The following is a 26,614-nucleotide window of genomic DNA, read 5'->3' as shown; positions in this document are numbered from 1 at the left end:
TTGTTGATTTATCAGGGTGTTGATTGATGGGTTCTATTAATGTTACGCACCTTGGTAAGGCTTATAAGCATTATCCAGGGAAATGGGCGCGTACCCTGGAATGGGTTACTGGCCATTCTAGGCATGAAAAAAAGTGGGTGCTGAGTGATATTAATTTCGATGTGAAGCCTGGAGAGGCTGTTGGCATCGTTGGTGTGAATGGTGCAGGTAAAAGCACCCTGTTGAAAATTATTACAGGCACCACACAGCCGACGGTTGGTCAGGTGCGCATTGAAGGCAGGGTGGCCGCTCTCCTTGAGTTGGGCATGGGATTCCATCCTGACTTTACAGGGCGGCAGAACGTCTTCATGGCTGGGCAATTGCTGGGCTTGTTGCAAGGTGAGATTGCTGTATGCATGCCTGCCATTGAGGCTTTTGCCGAGATTGGTGAATATATCGACCGCCCAGTGCGTACTTATTCTAGCGGTATGCAAATGCGCCTCGCCTTCAGTGTCGCTACCGCAGTACGGCCTGATGTGCTGATTGTGGATGAGGCGCTTTCTGTAGGAGATGCCTACTTCCAGGCCAAGTGCTATCAGCGAATTGCCCAATTCAAGGAGCAAGGTACAACGCTGCTCCTCGTATCGCATAGTCCTGGCGATGTGGTGAAGCACTGTGAGCGGGCTATTCTGCTGAAAAATGGCAATATTGAATTGGATGATACATCGCGTGTCGTCACCAATCGCTATCTGGACGAACTTTTTGGCAAACGCAAAGCCGATGCTGCTCAACTGCCTGTGGATAATACATCTGCCAAACAGGCCTTGTTGAATGGATTGAATGATGATTTTCACACTCGTCCAGGTTATCTCCGCACAGAGCATCGCTGGGGGCAAGGAGGGGCTGCGATTCTTGACTACCTGATTGTCTCAGGCGGACAAGATTACCCATCCCGTATTGAAGGGAATGCAGGAACTGATTTCTACTTCAAGGTTAGGTTTGATGCTGGCTTTGAAAATATTGTGCCGGGTTTCTTGATAAAAACCCTGGAGGGTATTTTTTTGTATGGCACGAACTCTTTCGTCGTAAGTGAAGGGCGTGAGCAGATTTCTGCTTGCGCTGGCGATGTGAAGATTTTTGGTTTTTCGCTGCCGCTTGCCCTCAATGAGGGGAATTATCTGGTTTCTTTTGGAGTGTCATCGGGGAATCCTTTACAGGATTTAACGCCACTTGATCGGCGCTATGACTCTGTTTTGATTCATGTGGGGCGTGCATTGCCGTTTTGGGGAATTGTGGATTTGAAAGCATCATTTCATGTGGTCGAAGCTGAAGGTGCTGCGGCATGATTGAAAAGCTTGTGTCTGATCTGCCGGAAGTCTATCAGCCAATTTATAACCACCCCGAACTTTCTGGAGGGGCATCCCGCCCTTGCCTGGATCGTCTGAAAAATATCGTTGATGCTTACGATGCGTTGGAGCGGCTGCTTGGCAGGCCACTCAATGTACTCGACCTTGGATGCGCTCAAGGCTATTTCAGTCTTGCGCTTGCTCAGCGAGGGGCAAAGGTTCACGGTGTCGATTATCTTGATAAAAATATATCATTATGCCAAGCGCTTGCCCAAGAGAATCCTCAACTACGGGCCAGCTTTGCAACGGGCCGAGTAGAAGAAATCATTGAGCAACTTTCTTGCGGTCAATATGATCTCGTTTTAGGGTTGAGTGTTTTTCATCATATTATTTATGAAAAAGGCACGGATGCCGTCAAGAGATTTTTTGAGCGTATCCTTTATCAAGGAGGGATATTAATTGTCGAAATGGCCCTGCGCGAAGAGCCCTTGTATTGGGCCTCTGCCCAGCCAGAAGACCCTCGTGCCCTTCTTGACTCAATCGCCTTCGTGCATGAAGTCGCGCGCCACAGTACCCATCTAGCCCCCATTCAGCGCCCGCTGTTCATCGCGAGCAATCAATATTGGGTTCTGGAAGGCAGGGCTGAAAGATTTGATAGTTGGTCTTCTGATTCTCACGCACTTGCGCGTGGGGCACATCAAGGCAGCCGCCGTTACTTTTTTAGTGCCGAGTACATCTTAAAACTGTATCGATTCGATCATCGATTTGGTGATCGTAATCGAGATGAGTTTGAAAGAGAGATTATTTTTCTGCAGCACCCCCCGGAGGGCTTTGAGGCTGCTAATCTTATTTTATCAGGTAGAGAAAATACGAATGCCTGGTTGGCGATACAGCGTCTTCCTGGGCGTTTACTGCTTGATTTGCTGCGGGAAGAGATCGCTTTTGATAAACGTGCCGTGGTGCTGGCGGTGCTTCATCAACTTGCCTTGCTGGAGAAATCAGGACTTTATCACGATGACGTTCGTACATGGAACGTGCTTGTTGGAGAAGATGGAACCACCCGGTTGATCGATTATGGTTCTATCTCTGCTTGCGCCCAGGATTGTGTTTGGCCTAATAATATTTTTCTTTCATTTTTGATTCTTGTCCGAGAAGTCGCCACTGGAGTCGTCGATGAGCCAGAACCTTTGCGCACGATTTCCATCAGTCCATATGGTTTGCCTCAACCGTATCGAGCCTGGGCGGAAGGCTTATGGCATCGACCCTTGGCAGAATGGTCTTTTGGGTGCATGTACCAATCGTTGCTGAGTCTTCCTGCCGACACCATAGAGGTGCCTTTGCAGCAACCTGGTGAGATTTGGATGAAAGCAATGGAAGATGCTGTTCAGATTCAAAAAATGTTTGCTAGGCACATAAAAGCTGAAGCTTTTGTGGATAGAGAGCAATTCCGGCAAATGTTTTCTGCGTTAGCGGAGTCGCATAAACGAGAGTTGGCTCTGAGCAATACTGCTCTGACAAGTCTTGGTGCCCAATACAAGGCGGCTGAAGATCGTGTTTTCGTGAGCGAGGCTCGCGCGCAGAGGGCGGAGCAGTGTATAGGGCAGGCTGAAGCCCGTGCTTTAGAGCTGGAGGCGCGCGCGGAGCAGGCTGAAGCCCGAATGCTAGAGCTGACGCAACTTGCAGAGCAAGCCGAAGCCATGAGTGTGCATGAAGGGCAACAAGCGAAAATAGCGCTAGCCAAGGTGAAGCTGGTAGAAGCGGACTTGGGGGCTGCGCGCAAAGAATTGCATGCCATACATCAGGCAAATCACCACCACTGGCAACTGGCTGATGCACGGTTGCATGCCCTTCAGGCTGTTCATCAAAGTCTTTCCTGGAAGCTGACAGCGCCTTTTCGTTTTGGCGGAGGGCTGCTTGTTCATCCTGGCGCAACCTTGCGCAATACGGCTAACCATTGGATTCGCAACAGTATCCAGCTTGGTCAGAAGCCGTTGTCACGCCTCATGGTGGCTGTGCTCCGCCGTCCACAGCTTAGTTATCGCATCAATCAATGGCTGCTTCGACGCTATCCGGCACTGCATGGGCAACTCCTGGCCGTAGGCCGCGAACAGGGTATAGTCATCACTGCCCAGACCGTACCGTCTCCTGTAGCCGCGTCTGTTTCACCTCCCATGGATCGTTCTCTGGAAAATATGACATCAAGAGCGCGTGAAATATATGCAAGTCTGAAAGTAGCGGTGAAAAAGGAAGAGGGAGTGGACGATGCGAATTGTCATTGATATGCAAGGCGCGCAATCCACAGGATCGCGCCATCGAGGAATTGGGCGTTATTCGCTTGCTTTGGCGGGGAGTATTGCGCGTCAGAGAAAAGAACACGAAATCATTTTGGTGCTGAATGGAGTCTTCACGGAGAGTGTCCCAGAGATCCGGGAAATATTTTCCCCTCTGCTTCCGGAGGATTGCATTCGTATCTGGCATCCGACGGGCGCATCGGCATACCTTGAGGAAAGAAACAACTGGTCGCGCCATTCTTCTGAGTTATTGCGAGAGGCATTCATAGCCACCCTGAGGCCGGATATGGTGCTCATTACCAGCTTGTTTGAGGGGCTGACTGACGATGCAGTTACCAGCACAGGGTTGTTTAGGCAGAATCCATCTGTCGCAATCGTTCTATATGATTTGATTCCATTGATCCATCGGGATCACTATCTGACGAACCCCGTTGTTTCCCGCTGGTACGAAGAAAAACTGACGTATATGCGTAAGGCAGACTTGCATCTAGCCATCTCTGCATCCTCTCGCGAGGAGAGCATTGACCATCTTAATATGCCTGCCGATGCCGTCGTTAATATTTCTACTGCAGCCGATCCAATATTTTGCCCTACGGCCGTAGCACCAGATTTCCAGAACGCTTTACGTGAGCGTTATGGATTGTCTCGTTCGTTTGTTATGTATACCGGCGGCATTGATTATCGAAAAAATATCGAAGGATTGATTCGCGCTTATGCTTTGCTGCCTTGGGAACTGCGAGCCAGCCATCAATTGGCTGTTGTTTGCTCCATCCACTTACCTGATCGCAAACGCTTGCAGGCATTGGCACAGCAGGAGGGGCTAGCGGAAGATGAATTGATCCTGACCGGTTTTGTCCCGGAAGAAGATCTGCTGGCTTTGTATAACCTGTGCAAGCTATTCGTCTTCCCATCTTGGCACGAAGGCTTTGGACTTCCGGCATTGGAGGCAATGGCCTGTGGACGCGCTGTCATAGCGGCCAACAGTTCCAGCTTGCCCGAAGTTGTCGGCTGTGATGATGCGCTCTTTGATCCATTGAGTGATCAATCCATTGCAGACAAGCTGCAGCAGGTCTTGATGGATGACGGGTTCCGCAAGAGATTGGAAGATACTGGTCTCAAGCAGGCAGCCAGATTCTCATGGGAAAAAACGGCAAAATGCACCATCGAGGCAATGGAGCATTACCACAGACAGCGTGCGCGGGAGAATAATATTCTTCTCGCAGAAGTAGGCTGTCGTCCACGTCTGGCCTACGTATCACCCTTGCCGCCAGAACGCAGCGGTATTGCTGACTACAGTGCTGAACTACTTCCTGCGTTGGCAAGGTACTACGAGATCGACGTTATCTTGGCACAGGATGATGTGAGTGATTCATGGGTCAACGCCAATTGCAAAAAAAGGACAATTGACTGGTTTTTAAAAAACGCCTCGCACTATGACCGGGTTGTCTATCATTTTGGTAATTCAAGCTATCACCAGCACATGTTCAGTTTGCTGAAAGAAGTGCCTGGAACAGTTGTTTTGCATGATTTCTTTCTCTCCGGAATTATTGCCCACATGGATCGGGGCGGTATTCAGCCAGGAATATGGACGGAGGCCTTGTACGCGAGTCATGGATACATGGGCCTGCAGCATCGTTTTGGTGCTGATGATCCAACAGATACCATTATGAAGTATCCCTGTAATTATGCAGTACTGCAAAATGCAGATGGAGTTATCGTGCATTCTGAGTATGCGCGAAGGCTGGCAGCTCAATGGTTTGGTACCGATGTTGATCGAGACTGGACGTATGTACCTCTCATGCGCAAATTGGTGGAAACTGACGCTATATCACGTAAGGAAGCACGTGATGCACTGGGCCTCATGCCGGATCAGTTCGTGGTTTGTAGCTTCGGGCTGCTGGGGCCGACAAAGCAGAATCATCGCCTTCTTCACGCTTGGTTGAACTCTCTTTTAGCAAAGGATGAGCGTTGTGTTTTGGTCTTTGTTGGAGAGAATGCTGGCGGCATTTATGGCGTGGATCTGCTGGAGAATATTCGAAAAAGCGGGTGTGCTCCGCGGATTAGAATCACAGGCTGGGCGGATGAATCCCTGTATCGTAGATACCTGGATGCTGCAGATGTGGGGGTGCAGCTGCGTACTCTCTCGCGTGGAGAGACATCGGCCGCTGTTCTGGACTGTATGAATCATGGCTTGGCCACTATTGTGAATGCCAATGGCAGTATGGCAGATCTACCGGATGATGCCGTCTTGAAGCTGCCCGATGAATTCAGTGATGCTCAATTAATGGAGGCGCTGGTTTCATTATACCGGAGTGCTTCAGATCGTCTGGTGCTGGGGGCGCGTGCCCGGGGAGCCATTCGGACACAGCATGATCCGCTTGTTTGCGCTGACCTTTACCGTCAGTCCATTGAACGGGCCTTTCGGAACTCAAAGAATGTCATCCCCTCGTTAATTCAAAGAATCGGTGCACTCGATTCAATATCTGACGATGCCCAACTGCGTGACGCTGCGCGGGCTATCGACAAATCTATTCCTCCTTCATTGGTCCAGCGACAAATACTGGTGGACGTGTCAGAACTTCTTCCGTGTAATGTGGAAACTGCAGTGTATCGAGAGAAAATTCAAGCATGGCTGCAAGGTGTTCCTCCAGGATGGAGAGTGGAGCCGATTTATTTTTCAGAAGATGAGCAGAGCTACCGTTATGCACGCAGATTTACTTTGTCGCTAATCGGTTGTCCATCCGATGCATTGCGAGACGAGCCGGTGAGCTATGGCGCGGGGGATGTTTTATTTGGTGCACAGTTGGATGATGGGCCGAAAAAATATCCTGCTGATCTGTATTCAATGAAGCAGGCAGGCGTGCATATTTATTCAGTGCCAAACACTATTCTGGCGCTAGATTCTCCCTGTGAAGCGGTGGAGGGCGAGGTGGGTTTCTTAGTCAATTCTTTCTGCCCGATCTGAATTGGAATTATTCGAAGGAAATCATGTTCGATAAGCAAAAAAAAGAGCATGTGCTAACATTATTAATGTTAGTTTTGTTGGTTGTTAATGCGGTATGTTTGCTGTGGTATGTTGCATTTGGATACCGTGGGTTATTCCATTCGGATAGCGCGGCAAAAGTTTTGCTGGCCAGGGAGATCTTTGAGACAGGTGATTTTTTTCCGCGCGAGTGGAATTATGCCAATGGGGATCTTTGGGTGTTTTTCGGACACATGCTCATCGTCCCGTTGCTTGCATTTATGCCTGCTGGCTTTGTTGTGCATGCCATTTCTGGCCTGATCTTTTCTTGCCTGATCGCTTATGGAGTATGGCTTGTTGTCGGAATGATGGGAATTCCTCTCTGGCGCAAAATTTTAATTATCGCAGTTGTTTTGTCTGGAATTTCTGGGCCTATGGCGGAAAATTTGTATGGTCAAGTGAGTTATGGGCCAACATTTTTTTCTTGTTGCTGCCTTGTCTTCTTTTCGTGGAAATATTCATCCGGCGATGATCGATTTGGAAAAATATGGGCATTGTTGCTGATTATATTTCTTGTAATGGTTTATTGGGGGAATCCCAAAAGAGCAATAGTAACCTATGGTGCCCCTTTGTTTGCTGCGTTTGTTTATCAGTTTCTCGCAAAAGAAGGTAAAGAGCGGCGCTTGTATTTGATGCTCATTATTTTTAGTTGTGTCGGTGCATTTTTAGGTACGTGGCTTCATGTCGCAACCATGATGAAGGTTAACAACGTGGATGGTACTGCCTCTGCCCGTTGGTTGCCTTTTGAAAGTATTCTTCGTCATATTGTGTTGGCCTTCAAAGGTTTTTTGGGGCTTCTTGGGGGGCTGCCAGCGGCAGATAGTCCATTGTTTTCCTGGCGTGGATTGTATTCCGAGGTACGGCTTATTGTCGCATGCTTAATATCGGCTATTATTCCTCTTGCTATCGTGCGACTTCTTAGAGGTTCAGGTGAGGGCGGCAAGCTGATCGGTTTGTTTGCTTTTTTCATAATTGCGATAAGCTTATTTATGCAGGTGGCCACTACAATACCAGATATGAATGATCCTGTTTCGGTTTCGCGTTATCTAGTGCCTGGTGTGGTTTTAGGGTTAATATGTCTGCTGGGCATGCCATTGGTTTTGACGCAGTCGCCAGGTTTGATAATGGCTGTGGCTGCTATTTTTTTTGTTCTTGTTTCCAATGCTGTTGTGATTTGCGGCGTGCCGAATTCTTTCTCGCGCGGAACTATCGCCAGCCCCTGGCGAGCTGATTCTTATTCGGATCCGATCAGGCAAGAGTTGATCGGAATTTTAAGGGAGAATGGTTTGGAGTATGGCTATGCCAGTTTTTGGAATGCTGGAGTATTGAGCGTTCTTAGTAATGAAGAGGTAAGAGTTCGGCAAATTGTTATTCAGAATGGAATGCCTGCTCCCCATCGTTGGCTCTCGTCGAATCGCTGGTATCGCCCAGCTGCGTGGAGTGGGAGGACTTTTTTGTTGCTTGATGAAAAAGAAGCTGATTTGGTGAGTTTGGATAAGATGGCTGAATTTGGAATGCCGCTTCAGGCAACCCTCAGGGCAGCTGGGTATGTCATATTCATATTTGCAGAAAATATCGCCAGATTGCCGGGGTGGGATATGAGTTATAAAATGCCTGTCTTTTTCCCTGTTGGATCGTCATCGTTGAATCAGATTGGGCATATCTTTAAAGAAGGAGACGGAGCAAAGCTGATAGCGCAAAAGGGGGAGATCGGTATACTTCACTATGGGCCGTATGTGAATGTTGAGCCCGGGCGATATCGGGTGACATTTGATATTTTGACGAATTATCATCCAAATGGATCCGCCAAGCTGGATGTTGTGTCCAGCGGAGGGGCGGAAGTTCTCGGTCAAAGAGTAATAACCGAAAGTTCTGGAGCGCAGTGGATCGATTTTTCTGTCAATATGAGTAGTGTTATGGAGTTCAGGGTTTTCGCCCTTGGAAATGAGGAGGTTGTTTTCAAAGGGGTTTCCATTGTGCGCATTTCTGATGTGCATTAATAATGTGGAGGAGGTATGGGTCTTGAATTATCCATTGTGGTTCCTGTTTATCGTTCTCAATCGACATTAAGGGAGCTCTATCGTCGTGTAAAGACGGCAATGGATCTCGCGAGAATTCCATTCGAGATAATTTTTGTTGAGGATGGTGGTGGAGACGATTCGTGGAATATTATTAAGAGTATTTCTGTTGAGGATTCTAGAATTTTTGGAATCAAGTTGGGCAGGAACTATGGGCAGCACAATGCGTTGCTTTGTGGCATCCGAGCGGCGCAGGGGCGCGTAATTGTCACGCTGGATGATGATCTGCAAAATCCTCCGGAAGAGATACCGAAGCTGCTGGATCAATTAAATCGAGGCTGTGATGTTGTCTATGGATATCCTGAGGTTCAGACGCATGGTTTCTTTCGGAATTCTGCTTCGCGTATTACAAAACTTGCGCTCGGAAATATGATGGGGGTTGAGGTTGCTAGCAAAACAAGCGCTTTTCGTGCATTCAGAGGATATATCAAAGAGTCTTTCGTTGACTACAGGAGTCCCGCTGTCAATATCGAAGTTTTGCTGACTTGGGGTACAACCAAATTTGGTCATGTCGTCGTTAAACATGATCCGCGTACTGCAGGCGAGTCAGGATATTCGCTAAAAAAACTAATGGCGCATGCCATTAATATGGCAACTGGATTTTCTACTCTTCCGCTTCGGATCGCAAGCATCTTGGGTATTCTGTTTTCTATGGTGGGTGTCGTAATATTGATATATGTGCTTTTCCGCTACCTTGCTGTGGACTCCCCTGTCCCAGGGTTTAGCTTCATTGCATCAATCGTCACAATTTTTGCTGGCGCACAACTATTCTGTCTTGGCGTCATTGGAGAATATCTTGCCAGGATGTACTCTAGGGCGATGGAGAAGCCAGCTTATAGTGTTGTGGAAAGAGTAGGGGATAGGGTAGAAGTTGATTCTTCTTTGAGGAGCGAGAGCTAGCTGGGGGGTAAAAATTCTCTCTAAATAATCTTGGTTTGATAGTTTGGGTAAATCAATTATCAATTAATAATTGTGGTTTTGACTTTCCGAATTATTTGTGAATTTTATTTGATCATAATTTCTTTGGTTTGTAATATGGAAAATAAGCTGCAGGATATATTCGCAAGCTCACTGGGTGTCACTTTTGAGTCGATAAATGATGATTTAAGGTACTCGGAAATTCCGGAATGGGATTCTGTTGCGCACATGACTCTTGTTGCTGCAATTGAAGAAGCGTTTGATATCATGATAGATGCTGAGGATGTGATCGAAATGGGTAGTTTTGCCAAAGCAAAGCTGATTGTTGCAAAATATCTGAACCCGTAAAATGAGCAACCGCGTTGCATTTGTCACCGGTGCCTCACGTGGCATTGGCGCTGCTTGTGCGAAGGCGTTGGCCCAAGAGGGTTACAAGTTGGTGTTGCATGCCCGCACCGCAGTGTCTTTGAATCAATTGTTGGAGGCCCTTCCCCCGTCTTGCGCTGTAGAGAGCATGCTGCTGACTTACGACATGGCAGAGCAGGAATCAATCAGTCGCTCATTTCAAGAGATTTTCAAGCGTTTTCGTCGCCTGGATGTCCTGGTTAATAACGCTGGTATCATGGAGCCTGCCAAGTTAGGGATGATTTCTCAGGCGGCGTTATCGCGCACACTAGAGGTTAATTTGACAGCAGCCATTCTCCATATGCAGGGTGCGGCCAAGTTGATGACGCGTAGCGGAGGTGGGGCAATCGTCAATATGTCTTCAATTGTTGGCCGTTACGGATTCGAGGGGCAAGTACCTTACGCGGCGTCCAAGGCTGGACTTATCGGTGCCACGTTATCGGCCGCCAAAGAGCTTGCAGCCCAAAGAATCCGAGTCAACGCCATAGCGCCTGGCTACATCGAGACTGAGCTGAACTCTCAGCACACCGAAGAAGTGCATGGGCAGAATTTGGCTCGGGTACGCATGGGGCGTATGGGGCAACCTGAAGATGTGGCGTATTTGGTGCGCTTTCTCGCATCCGATGCGGCAGACTACATTACGGGCCAAGTGATCGGGGTGGATGGTGGGATGAGCTTATGAGTTTTTGGGAACTCTGTGTGGAAAAGTCGCAATGCAGCGCCATTATTGAGAGCAATGGTCGCACGCACAGCTATTCCGCACTTCTCGAGCAGGTCGCTCAGCAGGAGCAGGTGCTTGATGCACTTGGAACCCGTACCATGGGTTTTCTGCTGTGCGACAACACGCTCTCAGATCTGGCACTGTATCTGGCTTGCTTGCGGCGAGGTCATGTGCCATTGCTGCTGGCGGCGCAGATGCCGTCTGAGCAGTTGGATGCGCTGCAAGCCCATTACCGGCCAGCGTGGATCGCTGTGCGTGGTGAGATCCATGCCTGCCCTGATGCGCACCCTGCTGAACTGCACCCTGCGTTGGGTTTGCTGCTTAGCACCTCCGGCACTACCGGTAGCCCACGGTTGGTGCGTCTGTCGCGCGCTGCACTGCAAGCGAACGCGACGTCCATTGCTAGTTACCTGGGCCTTGGGGCGCAGGAACGTGCTATCACTTCACTGCCGATGCAGTATTCGTATGGCCTTTCTGTAATTAATAGTCACTTATCGGTTGGCGCCACTTTGGTGTTGAATACGGACAGCGTGTTGAGTCGCGCATTTTTGCAGCGCATGAGTGAACACAACGTCACCTCCTTGGCCGGGGTGCCGTACATGTACCAGATGTTGCACCGGACGGCCTTTTTCAAACAGGAGCTTCCTGCACTTCGGACGCTGACACAGGCCGGCGGGCGCTTGGATGAAAAACTCACCCGTCTGGTGGCGGAGTACGCGCATGCCAGCAACCGGCGCTTCTTCGTTATGTACGGGCAGACGGAAGCTTGTGCTCGCATCAGTTATGTGCCGCCAGAGCGCCTGATCGATAAAATTGGCAGTATTGGTGTACCCATCCCCGGGGGGGCGCTTGCGATTGATGCTGAGTTGGGGGAACTGATCTACCAGGGGGCCAATGTCATGCTCGGCTATGCAGAGCAGCGTGCAGACTTTGCGCGCGGCGATGACTACCTGGGGCGTTTGCCTACTGGCGATATTGGTCGAATGGACGAAGACGGATTCTTCTATATCACTGGCCGGCTCAAGCGCTTCATCAAGATTAGTGGTAACCGTATCGGTTTGGACGAAGTCGAGCAGGCCTTGCAGGCGTTGCTGTACGTTCCGCTTGCGGTGGGCGGCACAGATGATCGACTGGTGGTCTTTGTCGAAGGGCAACACGATGCCTTGCTGGGGCCGGTGCGTGAGTATTTGCGCCAGCAGTACGGTATTCACCCCACCATGACCCGCCTCCAATTGGTGGATCAGTTGCCATTATTGCCTTCTGGTAAAAAAGACTATAACGCCCTCGTCCATATCTGATTATGCAAAACGAGCCTTTCTTGCCTGAGGCCGCACTGGGCTACCCTGCTTTGTCACTGGACATGGCTCGGCCTTACGGCTACAGCGACGAAATTAAAACCCCAGCGCTACTGGACACGTTGAATGCGTTGACACACTGGCATATGGAGCGTTGCGAGCCATACGCCAACATGGTCGAGCGCCTGTTTCCGGCTGGTGCGCATGCGGATACGCTTTCCAGCGTACCTTATCTGCCGGTACGCCTGTTCAAGACGCTGGAGTTGCGCAGCGTGCAAGCGAGTGAAATCATAAAAACTTTGACTTCCAGCGGTACTACTGGGCAGGCCGTTTCGCGTATTTACCTGGATCGTGAAACGTCGATACGACAGACTCGTGTGCTCACTGCCATCATGTCTTCGTTTCTCGGAAAAAAGCGCTGGCCGATGGTAATCGTCGATTCGGCAGATTTGTTGAAGGATCGCCGCCGCTTCAATGCCCGAGTGGCAGGTATCCTGGGTTTTTCGACTTATGGGCGTGATCACTGCTATTGTCTGAATGACGTGCTTGAGCTGGACGTCGGTGCTCTAAATGCCTGGCTGGAACGCTACCCTGATACACCTGTGCTGCTGTTTGGTTTTACCTTTGTGGTGTGGCAGGGGTTGTATCAGAGCGCACTGAGACAAGGCGTACAGATCAAATTTCCGGCTGGGAGCCTGCTGATTCACGGTGGTGGATGGAAGCGCCTCCTCGATCAGCGTGTCACTAACGAGGAGTTCAAGGCCCGGCTGCACCAGCAGTTTGGCATCAAGCATGTTTACAACTACTACGGCATGGTTGAGCAGGTCGGCTCCATCTTTATGGAGTGTGAGCATGGCTATTTGCACAGTCCCAGCTATGCCGAAGTAATCATGCGCGAGCCGCATACATTTCAGCCATTGGCTGCTGGGCAGCCTGGCGTCATCCAGGTGCAGAGCGCCATACCGCTCAGCTATCCTGGTCATTCCTTATTGACCGAGGATGTGGGTATTTTGCACGGCAAGGATGATTGCCTATGTGGTCGTGCCGGTAGTTATTTCACTGTGAGTGGCCGTTTGCCTCAGGTGGAGATGCGTGGATGCAGCGATACAAGAGTGACGGCATGAATGGCGTGAAATATATTTTGGGCGTGGAAACCGCCACGACCCCCCTGACCGACGTGCTCCAGTCTCTGCGTTCGGTGTCAGTCTGGCAGCCATTCGATTGCCGTGCAGTTAATTTCGTCAGGCGTTTTTCGCAAAAACTGCTCACCGCAATAGGGATCCGTGAGCATCCTGAGTTGGCTGCCCTTGGCCACTGGTTTCGTGGTGCCAACCTGCAGCAGTTGGCACAGAAATACCCGACCGACACTGGTGACGCGCTGGTGCTGGGCCGCGGCTTGGCATTTCATGTAGCACCTGGTAACGTAGATTCGGTATTCATGTATTCTTGGTTGCTGTCGTTGCTGGCTGGCAACGTGAATGTGGTGCGTGTATCGCAGAAGGCTAGCGCGGCACAAGCCTTCCTTATCTCTGTGTTGGCGCAGACGTTGACTGAGGAGGTTGGGGCATCCATTCGGGGCCGCATTGTGCTGCTGACTTACCCGCACGACGACCTGATTAACCGTGCATTGTCTGAGGTGTGCCAACTGCGTGTGGTGTGGGGCGGAGATGCCACAGTGCAAAAACTGCGCGCCATCCCGCTTCGGCCGACGGCTGCTGAAGTCTGCTTTCCGGATCGCTTCTCGGCTTGTGCTATCGAAGCTGGCGCCTTGTTGGCGCTTGATGAACCGGGATTATCGCAGTTGGCTGGGCGTTTTTACAATGATGCTTTCTGGTTTGCCCAGCAAGCATGTTCCTCACCGCGTTTGGTGGCGTGGGTTGGTACATCGGAATCAATCGAAACGGCGCGTGTGCGATTTTGGGCAGCTCTAGAGCAGGAACTGGCACGTCACCATCCTGAGAACTCCGAGGCCATGAGTATGGCTCGGGTCGCTGCCAGCTTCGAATACGCGGGTGCCGCCCTGGCGCGACCAGATGGCGACGCGGGTCTGACAGTGGGCCATCCACTAAGGTTGCAGCTGGAGCAGCCGCTGGATGAGGCTGCCAAAACCATCCACTGCGGCAACGGCCTGTTTTTGGAAATGTTCCTCAACCAACTGGAAGAACTGGCCCCCCAGCTAAGTGACAAGGAACAAACTCTCGCGGTACACGGCTTCACGCGTGATCAGTTAAAGGCCTTTGCCTTGATGCTGCCGGCGCGTGCGGTGGATCACATCGCCCTCATCGGTGACGCCTTGGCCTTCGCTCCGATTTGGGACGGCCAGGATCTAATCACAGCCTTCAGCCGTAAACTGCTAATGCCATCTTTCTGAAAATCTCATGCTCCATCTACACAATGAGCAGGCGGCCCTGGATTGTCGCCGTACCCTATGGGACGAGCGCGTCTTCAATTTTGCCTGTGCTGAGATTACCTCGTTTCAGGCTGAGAATGAAGTAGCAGGCTTGAAAATCCTTGATCAGTTTGAGGATTGGGCGCAGGCGCAGGGCGTTCAGTTCGCCTATGGCCGTTTTGAGTCCTCTCGATTAGTGAAGCAGGTGATGCCTCAGGCTGGTTTCTATTTTGCTGAAGCCAGTTATCGTATCCGTCACCACAAGTTGCAAGGCAGCGAGTCCTTTGATCGTCTAATCCGGCCAGGACCGATGCTGGAGCCTGCGGGTTTTGAAGATCACGATGCAATTCGCAAAATTTTAGCTATGGATTTTGAGCATGGGCGCATGCATGAGGATCCATGGATAGAACCGGAAATTTCCTCGGAGCGCTACAGCAACTGGCTGACGGACTTGGTCACTCAGCAGTATGAAATCCTTGTCTACCGCCTTAAGGGCGAGGTCATTGGGTTGCACATTCAGCGTACAGAAGATGGAAAGGTCGATCTTGTTTTAACGGGAGTGAGGCGAAGCCACGCGCTTCTGGGTGTTTCGTTGTGGGCAGAGGTGTTACGCCTCAACCGCTTGCGCAGCGTAACTGAGGCACGAACTTTGATTTCGGCTGCTAATATTTCGATTATAAATCTCTATCGGCGTTTTGATTTTCAGTTTGAGGTGCTATTGCTGGGTTTTCATAAGCGATGGGTTCGGGGTTGATGATTATTAGGTGAATATTAAATTGATAATGCAGTTGATTCGCTATGGTGTAGTGGGTGTCGTATCAAATATGCTTCTATATCTGCTTTATCTTGTAATAACTGCATCGGGGGTAGAGCACAAGCTTGCAATGACGATGACGTATGCACTCGGGGTTGCGCAGACATTTGTTTTTAATAAGCGCTGGACGTTTCGTTATGGTGGCGATAGTCGGGAAACATTTGTACGGTACTGTGTGGCCTATTTTCTGGGCTATGCGGTGAATTTCTTGGCGCTTTGGTTGTTTGTGGACCAGCTCGGTTGGTCACATCAAGCAGTCCAAGTGTGCATGGTTATTGTAGTCGCTATGCTGCTTTTTACACTCCAGAAATTCTGGGTTTTTAGGGGCGGTGAGTCCTGATTCCATGCCTCTTGTTAAGAATAGGAAATGAAGAATGAAAGTGCCGTTCAATAAGCCCTATATGACGGGCAAGGAGCTATGGTATATCGCCCAGGCGCATACAGCGGGGCATCTTTCTGGTGATGGTCAGTTCACCCGGCGCTGTTCGCAATGGTTGGAGCAACGGCAAGGCTGTGAAAAAGCGCTGTTAACGCATTCGTGTACTGCAGCTATTGAAATGGCTGCGATTCTCGCAAATATTGGGCCGGGTGATGAAGTCATCATGCCATCGTATACCTTTGTCTCCACCGCCAATGCATTTGTTTTGCGTGGGGCGAAACCTGTATTCGTTGATATCCGGCCGGATACGCTGAATATCGATGAGAGTCTGATAGAGTCGGCTATTACTCCGCGGACACGGGCTATTGTGCCAGTGCATTATGCCGGTATCGCCTGCGAGATGGATGCCATCATGGCGATTGCGCGCCGGAATCAATTGATTGTGATAGAAGATGCCGCGCAGGGAATTATGTCAACCTATAAGGGGAGGCCGCTCGGCTCGATTGGGCATATGGGTTGTCTGAGCTTTCATGAAACCAAGAATATCATTTCAGGGGAAGGTGGGGCTTTGCTGGTGAATGATTCGGAATTCGTGCAGCGTGCGGAAATTATTCGAGAAAAAGGAACAAATCGTAGTCAGTTTTTCCGTGGTCAAGTTGATAAATATACCTGGTGTGACCTAGGGTCAAGTTTCTTGCCAGGAGAGCTGATCGCAGCTTTTCTGTGGGCTCAGATGGAGGCTGCGGACGACATCACCCAGCAGCGCATGGCGCTGTGGCAGCGCTACCACCATGCTTTTTCTGTGTTCGAGAATGCAGGTTTGATTCGGCGTCCGATACTGCCCGGGCATTGCCAGCACAACGCACATATGTACTACTTGCTGTTGCCAGACTTGGTTAGGCGTACACGATTTATTGAGAAATTGAAGACTCGCGGTATCGGGGCTGTGTTTCATTATGTCCCTTTGCACTCTGCGCCTGCTGGAAAAGAGTACGGAAGAGTTTGGGGTGAGATGGCTCGTACTGATGACCTGTCGGATCGTCTCGTGCGTTTACCTTTGTGGGTTGGTCTGGATGAGTATATTAACAACGTAATTGCTGCCGTGGGGGATGCTTTGGAGGATCGAACGTGATAACAGGTTTTCAACTAGAGTGGTCGGCAGAAAAAGTCTGCATTTCGATTGGGAACGCATCCTTCGTACAGTGATGCGTAAGTGTTATTGAGTTTTGGGGAATCTTTATTTTATGAAGCGAGCAATCATCACCGGCATCACTGGCCAAGACGGCGCTTACCTTGCGCAACTGTTGTTGGAGAAAGGATACGTCGTCTATGGCACCTACCGCCGTACCAGTTCGGTTAATTTTTGGCGCATGGAAGAACTGGGCATACAAAACCACCCCAGCCTGCATCTAGTCGAATATGATCTGACCGATTTGGGCGCTAGCATCGCCTTGGTACAAAAAACGCAGCCCGACGAAATCTACAACCTCGCCGCGCAGAGCTTTGTCGGTGTGAGCTTTGAGCAACCTAGCACCACTGCACAGATCACCGGTGTGGGGGCCCTGCATTTGCTCGAAGCCATCCGTTTGGTGAACCCCAGAATTCGCTTCTACCAGGCCAGCACCTCGGAAATGTTTGGCAAGGTACAGGCTATTCCGCAGATCGAGTCCACGCCGTTCTACCCGCGCAGCCCTTACGGCGTGGCCAAGCTCTACGCACACTGGATGACGGTGAATTACCGCGAGAGTTATGGCATCTTCGGCAGCAGCGGTATTCTGTTCAATCATGAAAGCCCGCTGCGTGGGCGTGAGTTCGTCACGCGCAAGATCACCGACAGTGTGGCCAAAATCAAGCTCGGCAAGCTGGATGTACTGGAACTGGGCAACATGGACGCCAAGCGCGATTGGGGCTTCGCCAAGGAATATGTGGAGGGCATGTGGCGTATGTTGCAGGCCGATGCACCCGACACTTTCGTGTTGGCTACGAATCGTACCGAGACGGTTCGCGACTTTGTACGCATGGCATTCAAGGGCGCTGGTATCGAGGTGGATTTCAAGGGCGTCGGTGAGGCTGAGACCGCGGTGGACGCGGCGACCAGTAGGGTCGTGGTGCGTGTCAATCCCAAGTTCTATCGTCCGGCGGAAGTGGATTTGCTGATTGGCAACCCTGCCAAGGCCAAGGCTACCCTGGGTTGGGAGCCCCAGACCACGCTGGAGCAGTTGTGCCAGATGATGGTCGAGGCCGATCTGCGTCGCAATCGAGAAGGGGCATCGTTTTGAATATCCTGTTGACTGGCGCCGACGGGTTTACTGGCCAGCACTTTGCGGTGCTGGCGCGGCATCAGGGGCACACTGTGGTAGCGCTTGCCGCAGACCTGACCCGGCCTGCTGAGGTGTCTGCTGGGGTGTTATCTGCGGTTGCAGCGATGCCATCGGCCCAGAGCTGGGCGGTGGTGCATCTGGCGGCATTGAGCTTTGTGGGCCATGCCGATGAATTGGCGTTCTATGGCGTCAATGTGTTGGGTACGATAAATCTGTTGGCGGCTGTTGCGGCTCAACCGATTCCGCCCGCTAGCGTGCTAATCGCCAGTAGTGCGAATATTTATGGTAATTGCGAGCATTCACCCATTGCAGAGTCGCAAGTACCAGCGCCAGTCAATCATTACGGTGCGAGCAAACTGGCGATGGAGCAACTGGCCCGTACTTATGCCCGGTGCTTTCCATTGATTTTTGCTCGCCCGTTTAACTACACCGGGCCAGGACAGGCACCGCAATTCCTGATTCCGAAGCTGGTGAATCATTTCGCGTGCCGCGCGCCGGTAGTGGAACTGGGTAATTTGCATGTTGAGCGAGAGTACAACGATGTAGATTTTGTGTGTCGTTCTTACCTGCATCTGTTGGAGCATGGCGAGCCGCAGGGTGTGTACAACATTTGCACCGGCATTACCTACACGCTCAATGACGTGATAGGGCGACTGCAGCATTTGACGGGGCACCAGATCGACGTGCGTGTTAATCCGGCTTTCGTGCGAGCCGATGAGATTCAGCGACTGTGTGGTGATCCGGCCCGACTGCAGGAGATTTGGCGAAGAGCCGCAGATGCATGGCCCGGTGGAGGCGCAATGGACGCTACGCTGGCACGGATGCTGGCGAAGCTTAGAAGGTCTGTACCTTGAGGCTTATCCTCGCGATTGACGCGATCTTTCCTCCACTCACCGGCATTGGCCGCTATGCGTATGAGTTGGCCACCCGCTTGCCAATGCAGGGGGATTTCGAAGAGTTGCGTTACCTGGGAATGTGGTCATGGGCAGACATCTCGTCGGCGGGAGCATCTTCTTCGGGGGGGGGCGGGGCGTCTGCCATGTCGCAATGGCTCGGGCATCTACGTCGCGCCATGGCCACCAAGATGTGGGCCGTGGAGGTCTATGACGCGATATCGGAGGTATGGCGCAAGCGGTTGTTGCAGCAGGGGCGTGGGGCGGTATTTCATTCGCCCAACTATTTTCTGCCTGCATACGATGGCCCATCGGTCGCAACCGTGCATGATCTGTCGATCCACCGATTTCCGGAAACCCATCCAGCTGCGCGCAGGCGCTATTTTGACTTGGCTTTTGAGCGTTCGCTGTGCCGGGCTGATGCGTTGATTACAGATTCGGAAGCGGTGCGTCAGGAACTGATTGCCGATTATGCGGTGCCGCCAGAGCGGGTGCGGGCGATTCATCTGGGGGTTGATTCGGCGTTCCGGCCGCAGGCTGCGGATGCGCTGGCACCAGTGTTGTCTCGGCATGGCCTGGCGCCATCACGGTATTTGTTGAGTGTGGGCACACTGGAGCCGCGTAAGCGGTTGGATCAACTCATCACAGCCTATGCAGATCTACCTGCGCCGCTGCGCGGGCGCTATCCGCTGGTTCTGGCGGGTTCCAGCGGCTGGCTTAATGATCGAGTGCAACCTCTCATTGAGCGCGGCCGTTCTCAAGGTTGGCTGCGCTATCTTGGTTATGTACCGCAGGCAGATCTGCCTGCGCTCTACGCAGGTGCGCATGCTTTTGCGATGATGTCGGTGTATGAAGGTTTTGGTTTACCTCTGGTTGAGGCTATGGCTTGTGGCGTGCCGGTTCTCACCTCCGATTGTTCATGTATGCCAGAGGTGGTCGATGGGGCTGCACTGCTGGCGGAATCGGGCGACGTGGCAGCGATACGTATGCAGCTGATGCGTCTTTTGGAGGATGAATCATGGCGCACTCAAGCTGTACCCAGCGGATTGAGGCGTGCAGGTGAGATGACCTGGGAACATTGTGTGCGGCAGACGCTTGAAGTGTACAAAATGGTAGCTTGATGCTAAAGATGGACATTTCAAGCGAATTTGATGAAAAGTTACATGACTTGATTCATCTGCAAATATCAGCCATCCATGCCGAAGCTAAGAATGTTGCAGGAGGGGTTTATTTGGTAAAATACATGTTTGTTGCTGTTTTTTGCGAATAAATATAGGGCCATGAATCTTGATGCATGTTCTGGTTTGTTGCTGGGTATTGTTACGGAGGTACATGATGTGCCAGGAAAAACGGAGGAGCCAGGATAGGGGAGCCTCCAGAAAACGATATCCCCAAAGCTTCCTGTATATTGTTCGAATCTAATGTATGTAGGACTCTCGTTGATGAAGGCAATTTGTGCTTGGGTGGCTCCAGCAAACGCGAGAAGTAGAGAGGAGATAAGTGCAGTTTGTGAAATTTTCATGATAATTGCCTTAATCGAGCAAAAGAAGATTGATGATGGGTGTTAAATTGTCGGTTTTTTGATAGCTTGCGGATAAGGTTACGCCACTGAATTCCGTGCGTGCCCTCAGCATGATGTAATAAACTCCAGCGCTAGGTGACGTGAATGTACACGACTCATCATTGCCCGTATTCAATGGTGCGCAGTCATAGGAGCTTGTTGTTGGTGTTTGGGCGTATTTTACGTAAAGATCGGCATCTCCTGTACCTCCGCCAGTTCTGATGACTAGATTCTTTGCGTTGGGTGGAATATTGATGCTGTAATATAGATTCACGCCGACGCCACTCAGGAGAGTGGTTTCGATGAGTGGGGTGGTGGTTTCGCCCCCTGAAGTAGCGTTAAAGGTCGCATTTACAGTAGTGTTGGAGTTCACCGTGAATGCGCAAGAGCCCGTGCCAGAGCATATCCCTCCAGACCAGCCAGCAAAGGTGCTGCCGGCCGCTGCGGTGGCGCTGAGGCTTACCGTCGTGCCTTGCGTCATTGTTTCCGCACATATCGAGCCGCAATTCAGGCTACCGCTGGTTCGGGTTACTGTGCCGTCTCCTGTGCCGATTTTCCCGATGGAGACGACTCTTGATGTGTCCACGGCAAAACTCGCGGTAACGGACTTATTGTCGTCCATTGTCACTGCGCATGCCCCGGTTCCAGAGCAATTGCCTGACCAGCCATTAAAGGTGTATCCCGAGGCGGGTGTTGCGTAAAGGTTTACCAGTGTTCCGCTGGCGTAGCTGCTGCTGCAGGTGTCGCCACAATTGATGCCGCTGGGGCTGCTGGAAATGGCGCCCGAACCATTTTTCGAGGTATTCAATGTGTAATTGATCTTCCAGCCAATGTCTTTGAAAAGAGCCAACTCTAGCCCGGGTGTATGAATGGGGCCTGTATAAACAGGCTCCATCATTTGATTGGGCGTCATTGACTTGTCCCAATGGGAGACGGAGGAGCCTTCCTCTTTGGGTGAGGGCGCATACATGATGGCGTGGTCGCCATTTTTCCCGGCCGAAAGAATGGAGGTGGCTGCCTTTACATTCGCTCCAATCCAATGCAGATCCGGGCCTGCGGCATTCGCGGCCGAGCGTTGCGCGTCGTTCATTGCGGTGTATGCCGAAGGAGTGGCCCCATGCCTTTCCAGGTTGCGAATATATGCATCATCATAGCCGTTGGGTTTTTGACCTGTAGTCAAATCAGCCAATGATAGAAATCCCAGCCCATGGCCCAGTTCATGCAGGATGACACTTACGAGGTCAAATTTCCCCTGGGGCGGCGAGCCATCCAAGCCATAGTACCAACCTGAATTTTCCATGCAACCCGGTTTGCCAATCGTGCTGCTGAAATTCGCTTCGATGTGGTAGCTTGCTCCTTGCAAGAGATCCGAGCCATAGAGGGCATTGGCCAAGGCTACGGGGTAATATGTCGAAGAGTACGGTGCGCCGTTAAAATCTCTATAGGTAACTTTTGGGCCTGCACTGCCTAAAATTCCGCTGAAGGCAGAACAGTCGAGTGGGGTGAATTTTGCTCCAATTCTGATGGGTGTGTTGCTGTAAAGATAGCGTCCCCATATATCGGCAGCATATTGGAAGGCAATCAGTCGCTGCTGTCCAATGGTGGTGCCAGTGTTGCCTCCTACAGGGGTTGCGGCAGTGCCCTCATTGAATCCAATTCCTGGGTCATTGGTATTGATGATTTGGAATGTCGCCGCGCTGACAATCGGGGCCTGAGTGGCTGCCGTGGCGGCAAGAACTACGCTGACAAAGAATGACAGGGCTGGGTTTTTGTTATTTTTTTTCATCATTGTTTCCAGGCTTGGAATGGTTGCTGTCATGGACGGGGTGGATGAAGTTGATTTTCCCGTCTTTGTCTTGGGTCCCCAGGAGAGGGCTTTGGAACCTGCCCTTCAGATCAATGAAGTGACCGCCGCCTGGCAGCGGACTTTTTTCTTCCGCAAGATCTTCACTGGAGGTGCTCATTGCGTTCTGAAGTTCGGGCGATAGTTCGATCGGTGCCTGCTTCGTGGTGGGTGGTGTGTCGGTAATCTGACCAGTTTCGGGGTCGATGTAGCCCATCATGCCGCCCTGTGGGGTGGTGGTGGCTCCGCGCGTCGTTTGGGCAACGGGCTTGCTGGCTGGGGCCTGGCCCCTTTCCGAGGTGTTTGGAGGAGCGGCGCACCCGGAGAGCAGCAGCCCCGTGATGGCCGCCGCGATAGCTGTGCTGGGTGAGAGGGGCATGGCAGGCAATGGCTTGGTTGATCGAGCGCGTGTGCGCGTGAAACTTCTCGTAGTGTTGGTGAAGAATTGTGAAGAATTCATATGGTTTTCACCTATTGCCATGAATCTGAGGGCTTTTTTGAGTGAGTGGTATCTGCCACCTTGCCAGGCACAGCAGTGTGGTTGCGAGCATGTAACGTGCCACACTGAACCAGGAGTTGAAAATGCGTGACTTGCCCGTGCTTCGCAGGTTCATCGAGACCGCAACTTCCTTGATGTGAAGCCCAGTTTGACGAACCAGCAGTAGCGCGCCCAGATCCTGGTAGTCCAGCAGGGTGGCTTCACGAGAGGCCAGAACGCCCATCGCGCCGCGGTTGTACAGGCGAAAACCCGAGGTGAGGTCACGCAGGTCAAACCCGGCCAGCTGGCGGAACCAGTGCCAGGCCAATTGACGCAACTGGCTGGCGCGTTCGGGAAAGGCACCTATCACCAGGTCGGCTTGGTCTCGGGCGTTCAGCAAGGTGGGAATCTCGTCCACTTCATGCTGCCCATCGGCGTCCATGGTGATGACGGCCTGGTAGCCATGGCGCAGGGCATAGCGTATGCCGGCCTGCATACCGCCCCATGCACCTACTGGCAGCACGGGCGTGAGTACCCGTGCACCAGCGGCCCTGGCGATGGCGCCCGTGTCATCGGTGCTCTGGTCGTTGACGACCAGCACGTCACGCCAGCCTGTTGCGCTGAGACTTTGCAGCACGTCGCCGATGGTGGTGGCCTCATTGCGCGCGGGAATGACGATGAGAATCTCTTTGCTTGCGGAAGAGGGTGCGGGGTCTGGCAGCGCCAGCGTGTATTGGTCTGCTATGCGCCGTGCGCAGGCGGCCATCGAGAACTGTTGCCGCAGGGCCTGCTGGCCGGCGCGCCCCAGGCGGGTGCGCAATGTGGGTTCGTTTTGCATCTGGACGATGGCTGTCTGCCATGCAGTCAAGTCTTCCGGGGGGGCGAGAAGGCCGGCGCCAGCGGTCTGCACGACCCAGGGCATGCCAGAGCCTGCAAGGTCTGAAACGATGCAGGGCTTGGCGTGTTGCATCGCTTCGAGTATCGCAACGCCGAAAGCTTCGGTGCGCTCACGGGATGCGAGGCAGAAAACGTCGCAATGCGCCAACAGTGCATGTTTCTCCTCGTCGTCAACATTGCCCAGGAGCTGGATATTGGAGGGGCGGCCCGCAGGCAGGCTGCCAGCGATGAGGGCCTGCAGCGCATCACGCAATTCACCCTCGCCAATGATGAGGAGCTCCACGTTTGGCAGAGGGGCGACTGCCTGGATGAGTGTTTCAAACCCCTTGTAGTAGGTGAGCCGGCCAATTGACAGCAGCCGCAATGCACTGCCGTGCCAGTGGTTCGTGCCAGGGGGAGCCTTGGCTGGTGGCTCTGCCGTATGGCCCAGGCCCAGCGGCACGATGGTGCAGCGGTCATGCCAAGTTCGCAAGGGTTCACTGCCTTGCAGATAGGGGGGGGATGTGACGATCACGCGCGCCGACCGCCGCAAAAGGGCTTGCTCGAAGGGCCGATAGAGCCGGTATGCCAGTGCAACGGTGAGACGGATCTTGGAGACCACCACGTCGGACTGCCAGTGCACGATCCAGGGCACTTTGTGCGCAGATGCAAGGGTCAGCACCCACAGCGCGGAGTTGTTGGGCATGTGCAGATGAAGGATGTCTGGCTGGAGCCTGCGTATGGCGCGATCCAGTGCGCGCCTGAAGCCCAGTGCGATGGGGGCGTAAGTGACAGTAAATTGCACAGGCACCCGCTCTAGCCAGGGTGGGTCGTCTGGCTGGGGTGTACCGTGTACCAGGGCATGGGCCTCAATGCCTTGGCGCTGTTGTTCGGCAACGAGGTCGGCCAGAAAGACTTCCATGCCGCCACGGTGCGGGGGAAAGAATTTGCCCACATGGAGTACGCGCATGGGATGCGAAGCGCTTCAGCGCTTGGGTGCAGGTGGAGGGGATGCCAACTGGTTTCTTACGGCGCGGTACTGCGCATTGCGTGGATCCAGGGCAATGGCTTGGTCCAGGTCATCCAGGGCGCTGCTGCGCTCGCCCAGGTTGTAATGCACCATGGCACGCCCGTAGAAAGCGAGGGCCGAGGGGGACTGCGCAATCAGCTTGTTCAGAAGCTCCATGGCTTCGGCGGATTGGCCTGCGCGCCCCAGTGCGATGCCCAGCTTCAAGCTGAGCTGGGCGTCATTCGGGCTACGGGCCAGCAGGTCGCGGTAGTCGTCGATGGCGATCTTGAATTGCTGCGCTGCCAACGCGGCCTCGGCGCGGCGCTGCCGGATCGTTGGTTCCAGGTGGCGGTTGATCGGGTCCGCGTCGAGCTGCGCCAGTGCATTGCCCAGGTTGGCGAGTGCCGGTGCGATTTGGCCAAGGGCAAGCTGGGACTCACCGATATGGTACGAGAGCGCGGCACTGCGGTTGCCCATGGCTTGGGCGGCGGCGAGGAATTTCAGGGCCTCCACGTGCTGGCCTTTGTGCTGCAGCGTGGCTCCCATGTTCAGATTGGCAAGGGCGCCCGTGACGCCCGGGTCATTCAGCGACAGGGCGGTCTTGAAATGGCGTTCCGCCTGGTCGAAAAGACGTTGGCGCAGGTAATAGGATCCGAGATTGTTGAATGCACGGCTGCGCCCCACGGCATTCGCGGGCGCGTCGAGGTCTACCTTCTCCGCTGCGTCCTGCCAGGCTGTGCCTTCGTCTTTCAGCGACCAAGCCCTTTCAAAGGCCAGTGCGCCCAGTGCCAGCCCCAGAACGATGCCCAGGGTGTAAATGGTACGTGGCTTGAGCCCGGTCAGGACAATGGCAAGCAGGCCCGGCAGCGCCACAGCCCAAAGGTAGCTGCGGTAGAGCACGAAAGGGTCCTGAATCCATACGGTGGAAAATTCGGTGACGTACCACAGCACCGGAAACAGGGTGAACAGGCCCACGGCAGACCAGACGTCCCGCCGCTGCAGTACCGCCCAAAGGGCCGCCACGCCCAGGCCGACATACAGCAAGGCGCCGGCCAGGTGCCACGGCGAGGCAAACCCCAAGGGAAAGGCTGGCCGTAGATCGACGGACATCCAGCCCGCATAGGGCAGAACCCAGCGTACGCCGTAGGCAATGAAAAGCGCGGCTTCGTTGAGAATGCTCAACGGATAAATCCTGTCGGAAACCCCGGGGTGAATGCTCTCCAGTTGCTGGACGAAGGCCACCGACTGTCCGTCGAAAGGCTTCCCGATCAGATGGCCGTAAATGTGAAAGAACATGGCCGCAGCCATCCCGGAAATGGACAGGGCGATGGCCGTGGCAATGGCAAGCGTCTTTTTATTGGGGCGGCGGATGAAGATATAGATCGGCACCATCAAGACGAGGGTGGCCAGGGCGTATTCCTTGGAGAGGATGGCAACGATATATGCGCACACCGCCAGGGCGATCCAGCCGGGTTTTCTGGATTCGAGCCAGCGAACGAAGGCCCAGCACGCCACCACGGAAAAGAGCGTGGCCATCAGGATGGAGCGCTGGATCAGGTACGCCACGGCATAAACGGCCACCGGATTGAGCGCGAAAATGACCAGTGCGACCTGGCTGGCGGCGCTGCGCGAGGCCGTGAAGTGCGGTAGCGCGGTGGTTTCCCCGGAAAACTGCGCGTGGGCGAGGATGCGGCTGATGAGGGCGTGAATGGCGAATATGTTCGCCAGGTGGATGGCGATGTTGAACAGACGCTGTTTCCACCAGCCTTCGCCAAAAATCCCCTCGAGCCAGACAAAGCTTCCGTACGAGAGCATGCGCTGCTTGAATTCGGTCAGGCTGCCATAGCCCGAGAATATGGTTCCATTCTTGAGCAGGTTGTCGTCGAAGAGTAGGGTGTTTTGCAGACCTGGAAGGTAGATCCCCAGTGTCACAACGGCCAGGAAGAGGGCGAACCCGTAGCGCGCCTGGAAAAATTGCTTCATCGTAAGCGTTGGC

At 52.8% G+C, this 26,614-nt stretch carries 20 protein-coding genes; 16 read left to right on the top strand and 4 right to left on the bottom strand.

Annotated elements, in window-relative coordinates; all coding sequences use genetic code 11:
* Positions 1-26: 26 nt before the first annotated feature.
* From YS110_11100 to YS110_11025, 16 genes are all read left to right on the top strand, one after another.
* Positions 27-1,325: an ABC transporter ATP-binding protein gene (locus tag YS110_11100; GenBank protein UJB65256.1), complete on the top strand. Its 1,299-nt coding sequence runs from the start codon at positions 27-29 to the stop codon at positions 1,323-1,325.
* The gene (locus YS110_11095; protein ID UJB65255.1) at positions 1,322-3,604 is read left to right on the top strand and encodes a methyltransferase domain-containing protein; all 2,283 of its coding nucleotides are present in this window, start codon (positions 1,322-1,324) and stop codon (positions 3,602-3,604) included. Before YS110_11100 ends, YS110_11095 begins: the two co-directional genes overlap by 4 nt.
* Positions 3,588-6,581: a glycosyltransferase gene (locus YS110_11090; protein ID UJB65254.1), complete on the top strand. Its 2,994-nt coding sequence runs from the start codon at positions 3,588-3,590 to the stop codon at positions 6,579-6,581. Before YS110_11095 ends, YS110_11090 begins: the two co-directional genes overlap by 17 nt.
* Positions 6,582-6,604: 23 nt before the next feature.
* On the top strand, positions 6,605-8,638 hold the full coding sequence (locus tag YS110_11085; protein UJB65253.1) for a hypothetical protein: 2,034 nt from the start codon (positions 6,605-6,607) through the stop codon (positions 8,636-8,638).
* Between the two features lie 15 nt (positions 8,639-8,653).
* The gene (locus tag YS110_11080; GenBank protein ID UJB65252.1) at positions 8,654-9,616 is read left to right on the top strand and encodes a glycosyltransferase family 2 protein; all 963 of its coding nucleotides are present in this window, start codon (positions 8,654-8,656) and stop codon (positions 9,614-9,616) included.
* Positions 9,617-9,751: 135 nt separating this feature from the next.
* A complete protein-coding gene (locus YS110_11075; protein UJB65251.1) occupies positions 9,752-9,982 on the top strand; it encodes an acyl carrier protein in 231 nt (76 codons plus the stop codon).
* Position 9,983: 1 nt separating this feature from the next.
* Positions 9,984-10,721 carry a 3-oxoacyl-ACP reductase FabG gene (locus tag YS110_11070; GenBank protein ID UJB65250.1) on the top strand — a complete coding sequence of 246 codons (738 nt, stop codon included), beginning with the start codon at positions 9,984-9,986 and terminating at the stop codon, positions 10,719-10,721.
* A gap of 17 nt (positions 10,722-10,738) precedes the next feature.
* Positions 10,739-12,058: an AMP-binding protein gene (locus tag YS110_11065; protein UJB65249.1), complete on the top strand. Its 1,320-nt coding sequence runs from the start codon at positions 10,739-10,741 to the stop codon at positions 12,056-12,058.
* A gap of 62 nt (positions 12,059-12,120) precedes the next feature.
* On the top strand, positions 12,121-13,179 hold the full coding sequence (locus YS110_11060; GenBank protein ID UJB67427.1) for an acyl-protein synthetase: 1,059 nt from the start codon (positions 12,121-12,123) through the stop codon (positions 13,177-13,179).
* Positions 13,176-14,426 (top strand): gamma-glutamyl phosphate reductase, encoded by a 1,251-nt coding sequence (locus YS110_11055; protein ID UJB65248.1) that lies wholly within the window; start codon positions 13,176-13,178, stop codon positions 14,424-14,426. Before YS110_11060 ends, YS110_11055 begins: the two co-directional genes overlap by 4 nt.
* 7 nt (positions 14,427-14,433) lie before the next feature.
* On the top strand, positions 14,434-15,198 hold the full coding sequence (locus tag YS110_11050) for a hypothetical protein (GenBank protein UJB65247.1): 765 nt from the start codon (positions 14,434-14,436) through the stop codon (positions 15,196-15,198).
* 10 nt (positions 15,199-15,208) lie between these two features.
* Positions 15,209-15,598 carry a GtrA family protein gene (locus tag YS110_11045; protein ID UJB65246.1) on the top strand — a complete coding sequence of 130 codons (390 nt, stop codon included), beginning with the start codon at positions 15,209-15,211 and terminating at the stop codon, positions 15,596-15,598.
* A 34-nt stretch (positions 15,599-15,632) separates the two neighbouring features.
* The gene (gene rffA, locus YS110_11040) at positions 15,633-16,769 is read left to right on the top strand and encodes a dTDP-4-amino-4,6-dideoxygalactose transaminase (protein UJB65245.1); all 1,137 of its coding nucleotides are present in this window, start codon (positions 15,633-15,635) and stop codon (positions 16,767-16,769) included.
* 112 nt (positions 16,770-16,881) lie between these two features.
* A complete protein-coding gene (gene gmd / locus YS110_11035; protein ID UJB65244.1) occupies positions 16,882-17,916 on the top strand; it encodes a GDP-mannose 4,6-dehydratase in 1,035 nt (344 codons plus the stop codon).
* Positions 17,913-18,812 carry a GDP-mannose 4,6-dehydratase gene (locus YS110_11030; GenBank protein ID UJB65243.1) on the top strand — a complete coding sequence of 300 codons (900 nt, stop codon included), beginning with the start codon at positions 17,913-17,915 and terminating at the stop codon, positions 18,810-18,812. Before gmd ends, YS110_11030 begins: the two co-directional genes overlap by 4 nt.
* Positions 18,809-19,972, top strand: coding sequence for a glycosyltransferase family 4 protein (locus YS110_11025; protein ID UJB65242.1), 1,164 nt, complete (start codon positions 18,809-18,811; stop codon positions 19,970-19,972). The genes YS110_11030 and YS110_11025 overlap by 4 nt, the downstream gene beginning before the upstream one ends.
* Positions 19,973-20,383: 411 nt before the next feature.
* On the opposite strand, the gene YS110_11020 is transcribed toward YS110_11025, so the two are convergent.
* From YS110_11020 to YS110_11005, 4 genes are all read right to left on the bottom strand, one after another.
* Positions 20,384-22,231: a pre-peptidase C-terminal domain-containing protein gene (locus tag YS110_11020; GenBank protein ID UJB65241.1), complete on the bottom strand. Its 1,848-nt coding sequence runs from the start codon at positions 22,229-22,231 to the stop codon at positions 20,384-20,386.
* Entirely contained in the window at positions 22,185-22,634 is a 450-nt protein-coding gene (locus tag YS110_11015; protein UJB65240.1) for a hypothetical protein, read from the bottom strand. Before YS110_11015 ends, YS110_11020 begins: the two co-directional genes overlap by 47 nt.
* An 88-nt stretch (positions 22,635-22,722) precedes the next feature.
* On the bottom strand, positions 22,723-24,531 hold the full coding sequence (locus YS110_11010; GenBank protein UJB67426.1) for a glycosyltransferase: 1,809 nt from the start codon (positions 24,529-24,531) through the stop codon (positions 22,723-22,725).
* Between the two features lie 63 nt (positions 24,532-24,594).
* Entirely contained in the window at positions 24,595-26,601 is a 2,007-nt protein-coding gene (locus YS110_11005) for a tetratricopeptide repeat protein (GenBank protein ID UJB67425.1), read from the bottom strand.
* Positions 26,602-26,614 lie beyond the last annotated feature (13 nt).

The organism is Acidovorax sp. YS12 (assembly GCA_021496925.1).
In the GTDB taxonomy this organism is placed as follows: domain Bacteria; phylum Pseudomonadota; class Gammaproteobacteria; order Burkholderiales; family Burkholderiaceae_C; genus Paenacidovorax.
The sequence above is the reverse complement of the archived record's forward strand: the minus strand, read 5'-3'. Positions and strand labels throughout refer to the sequence as shown.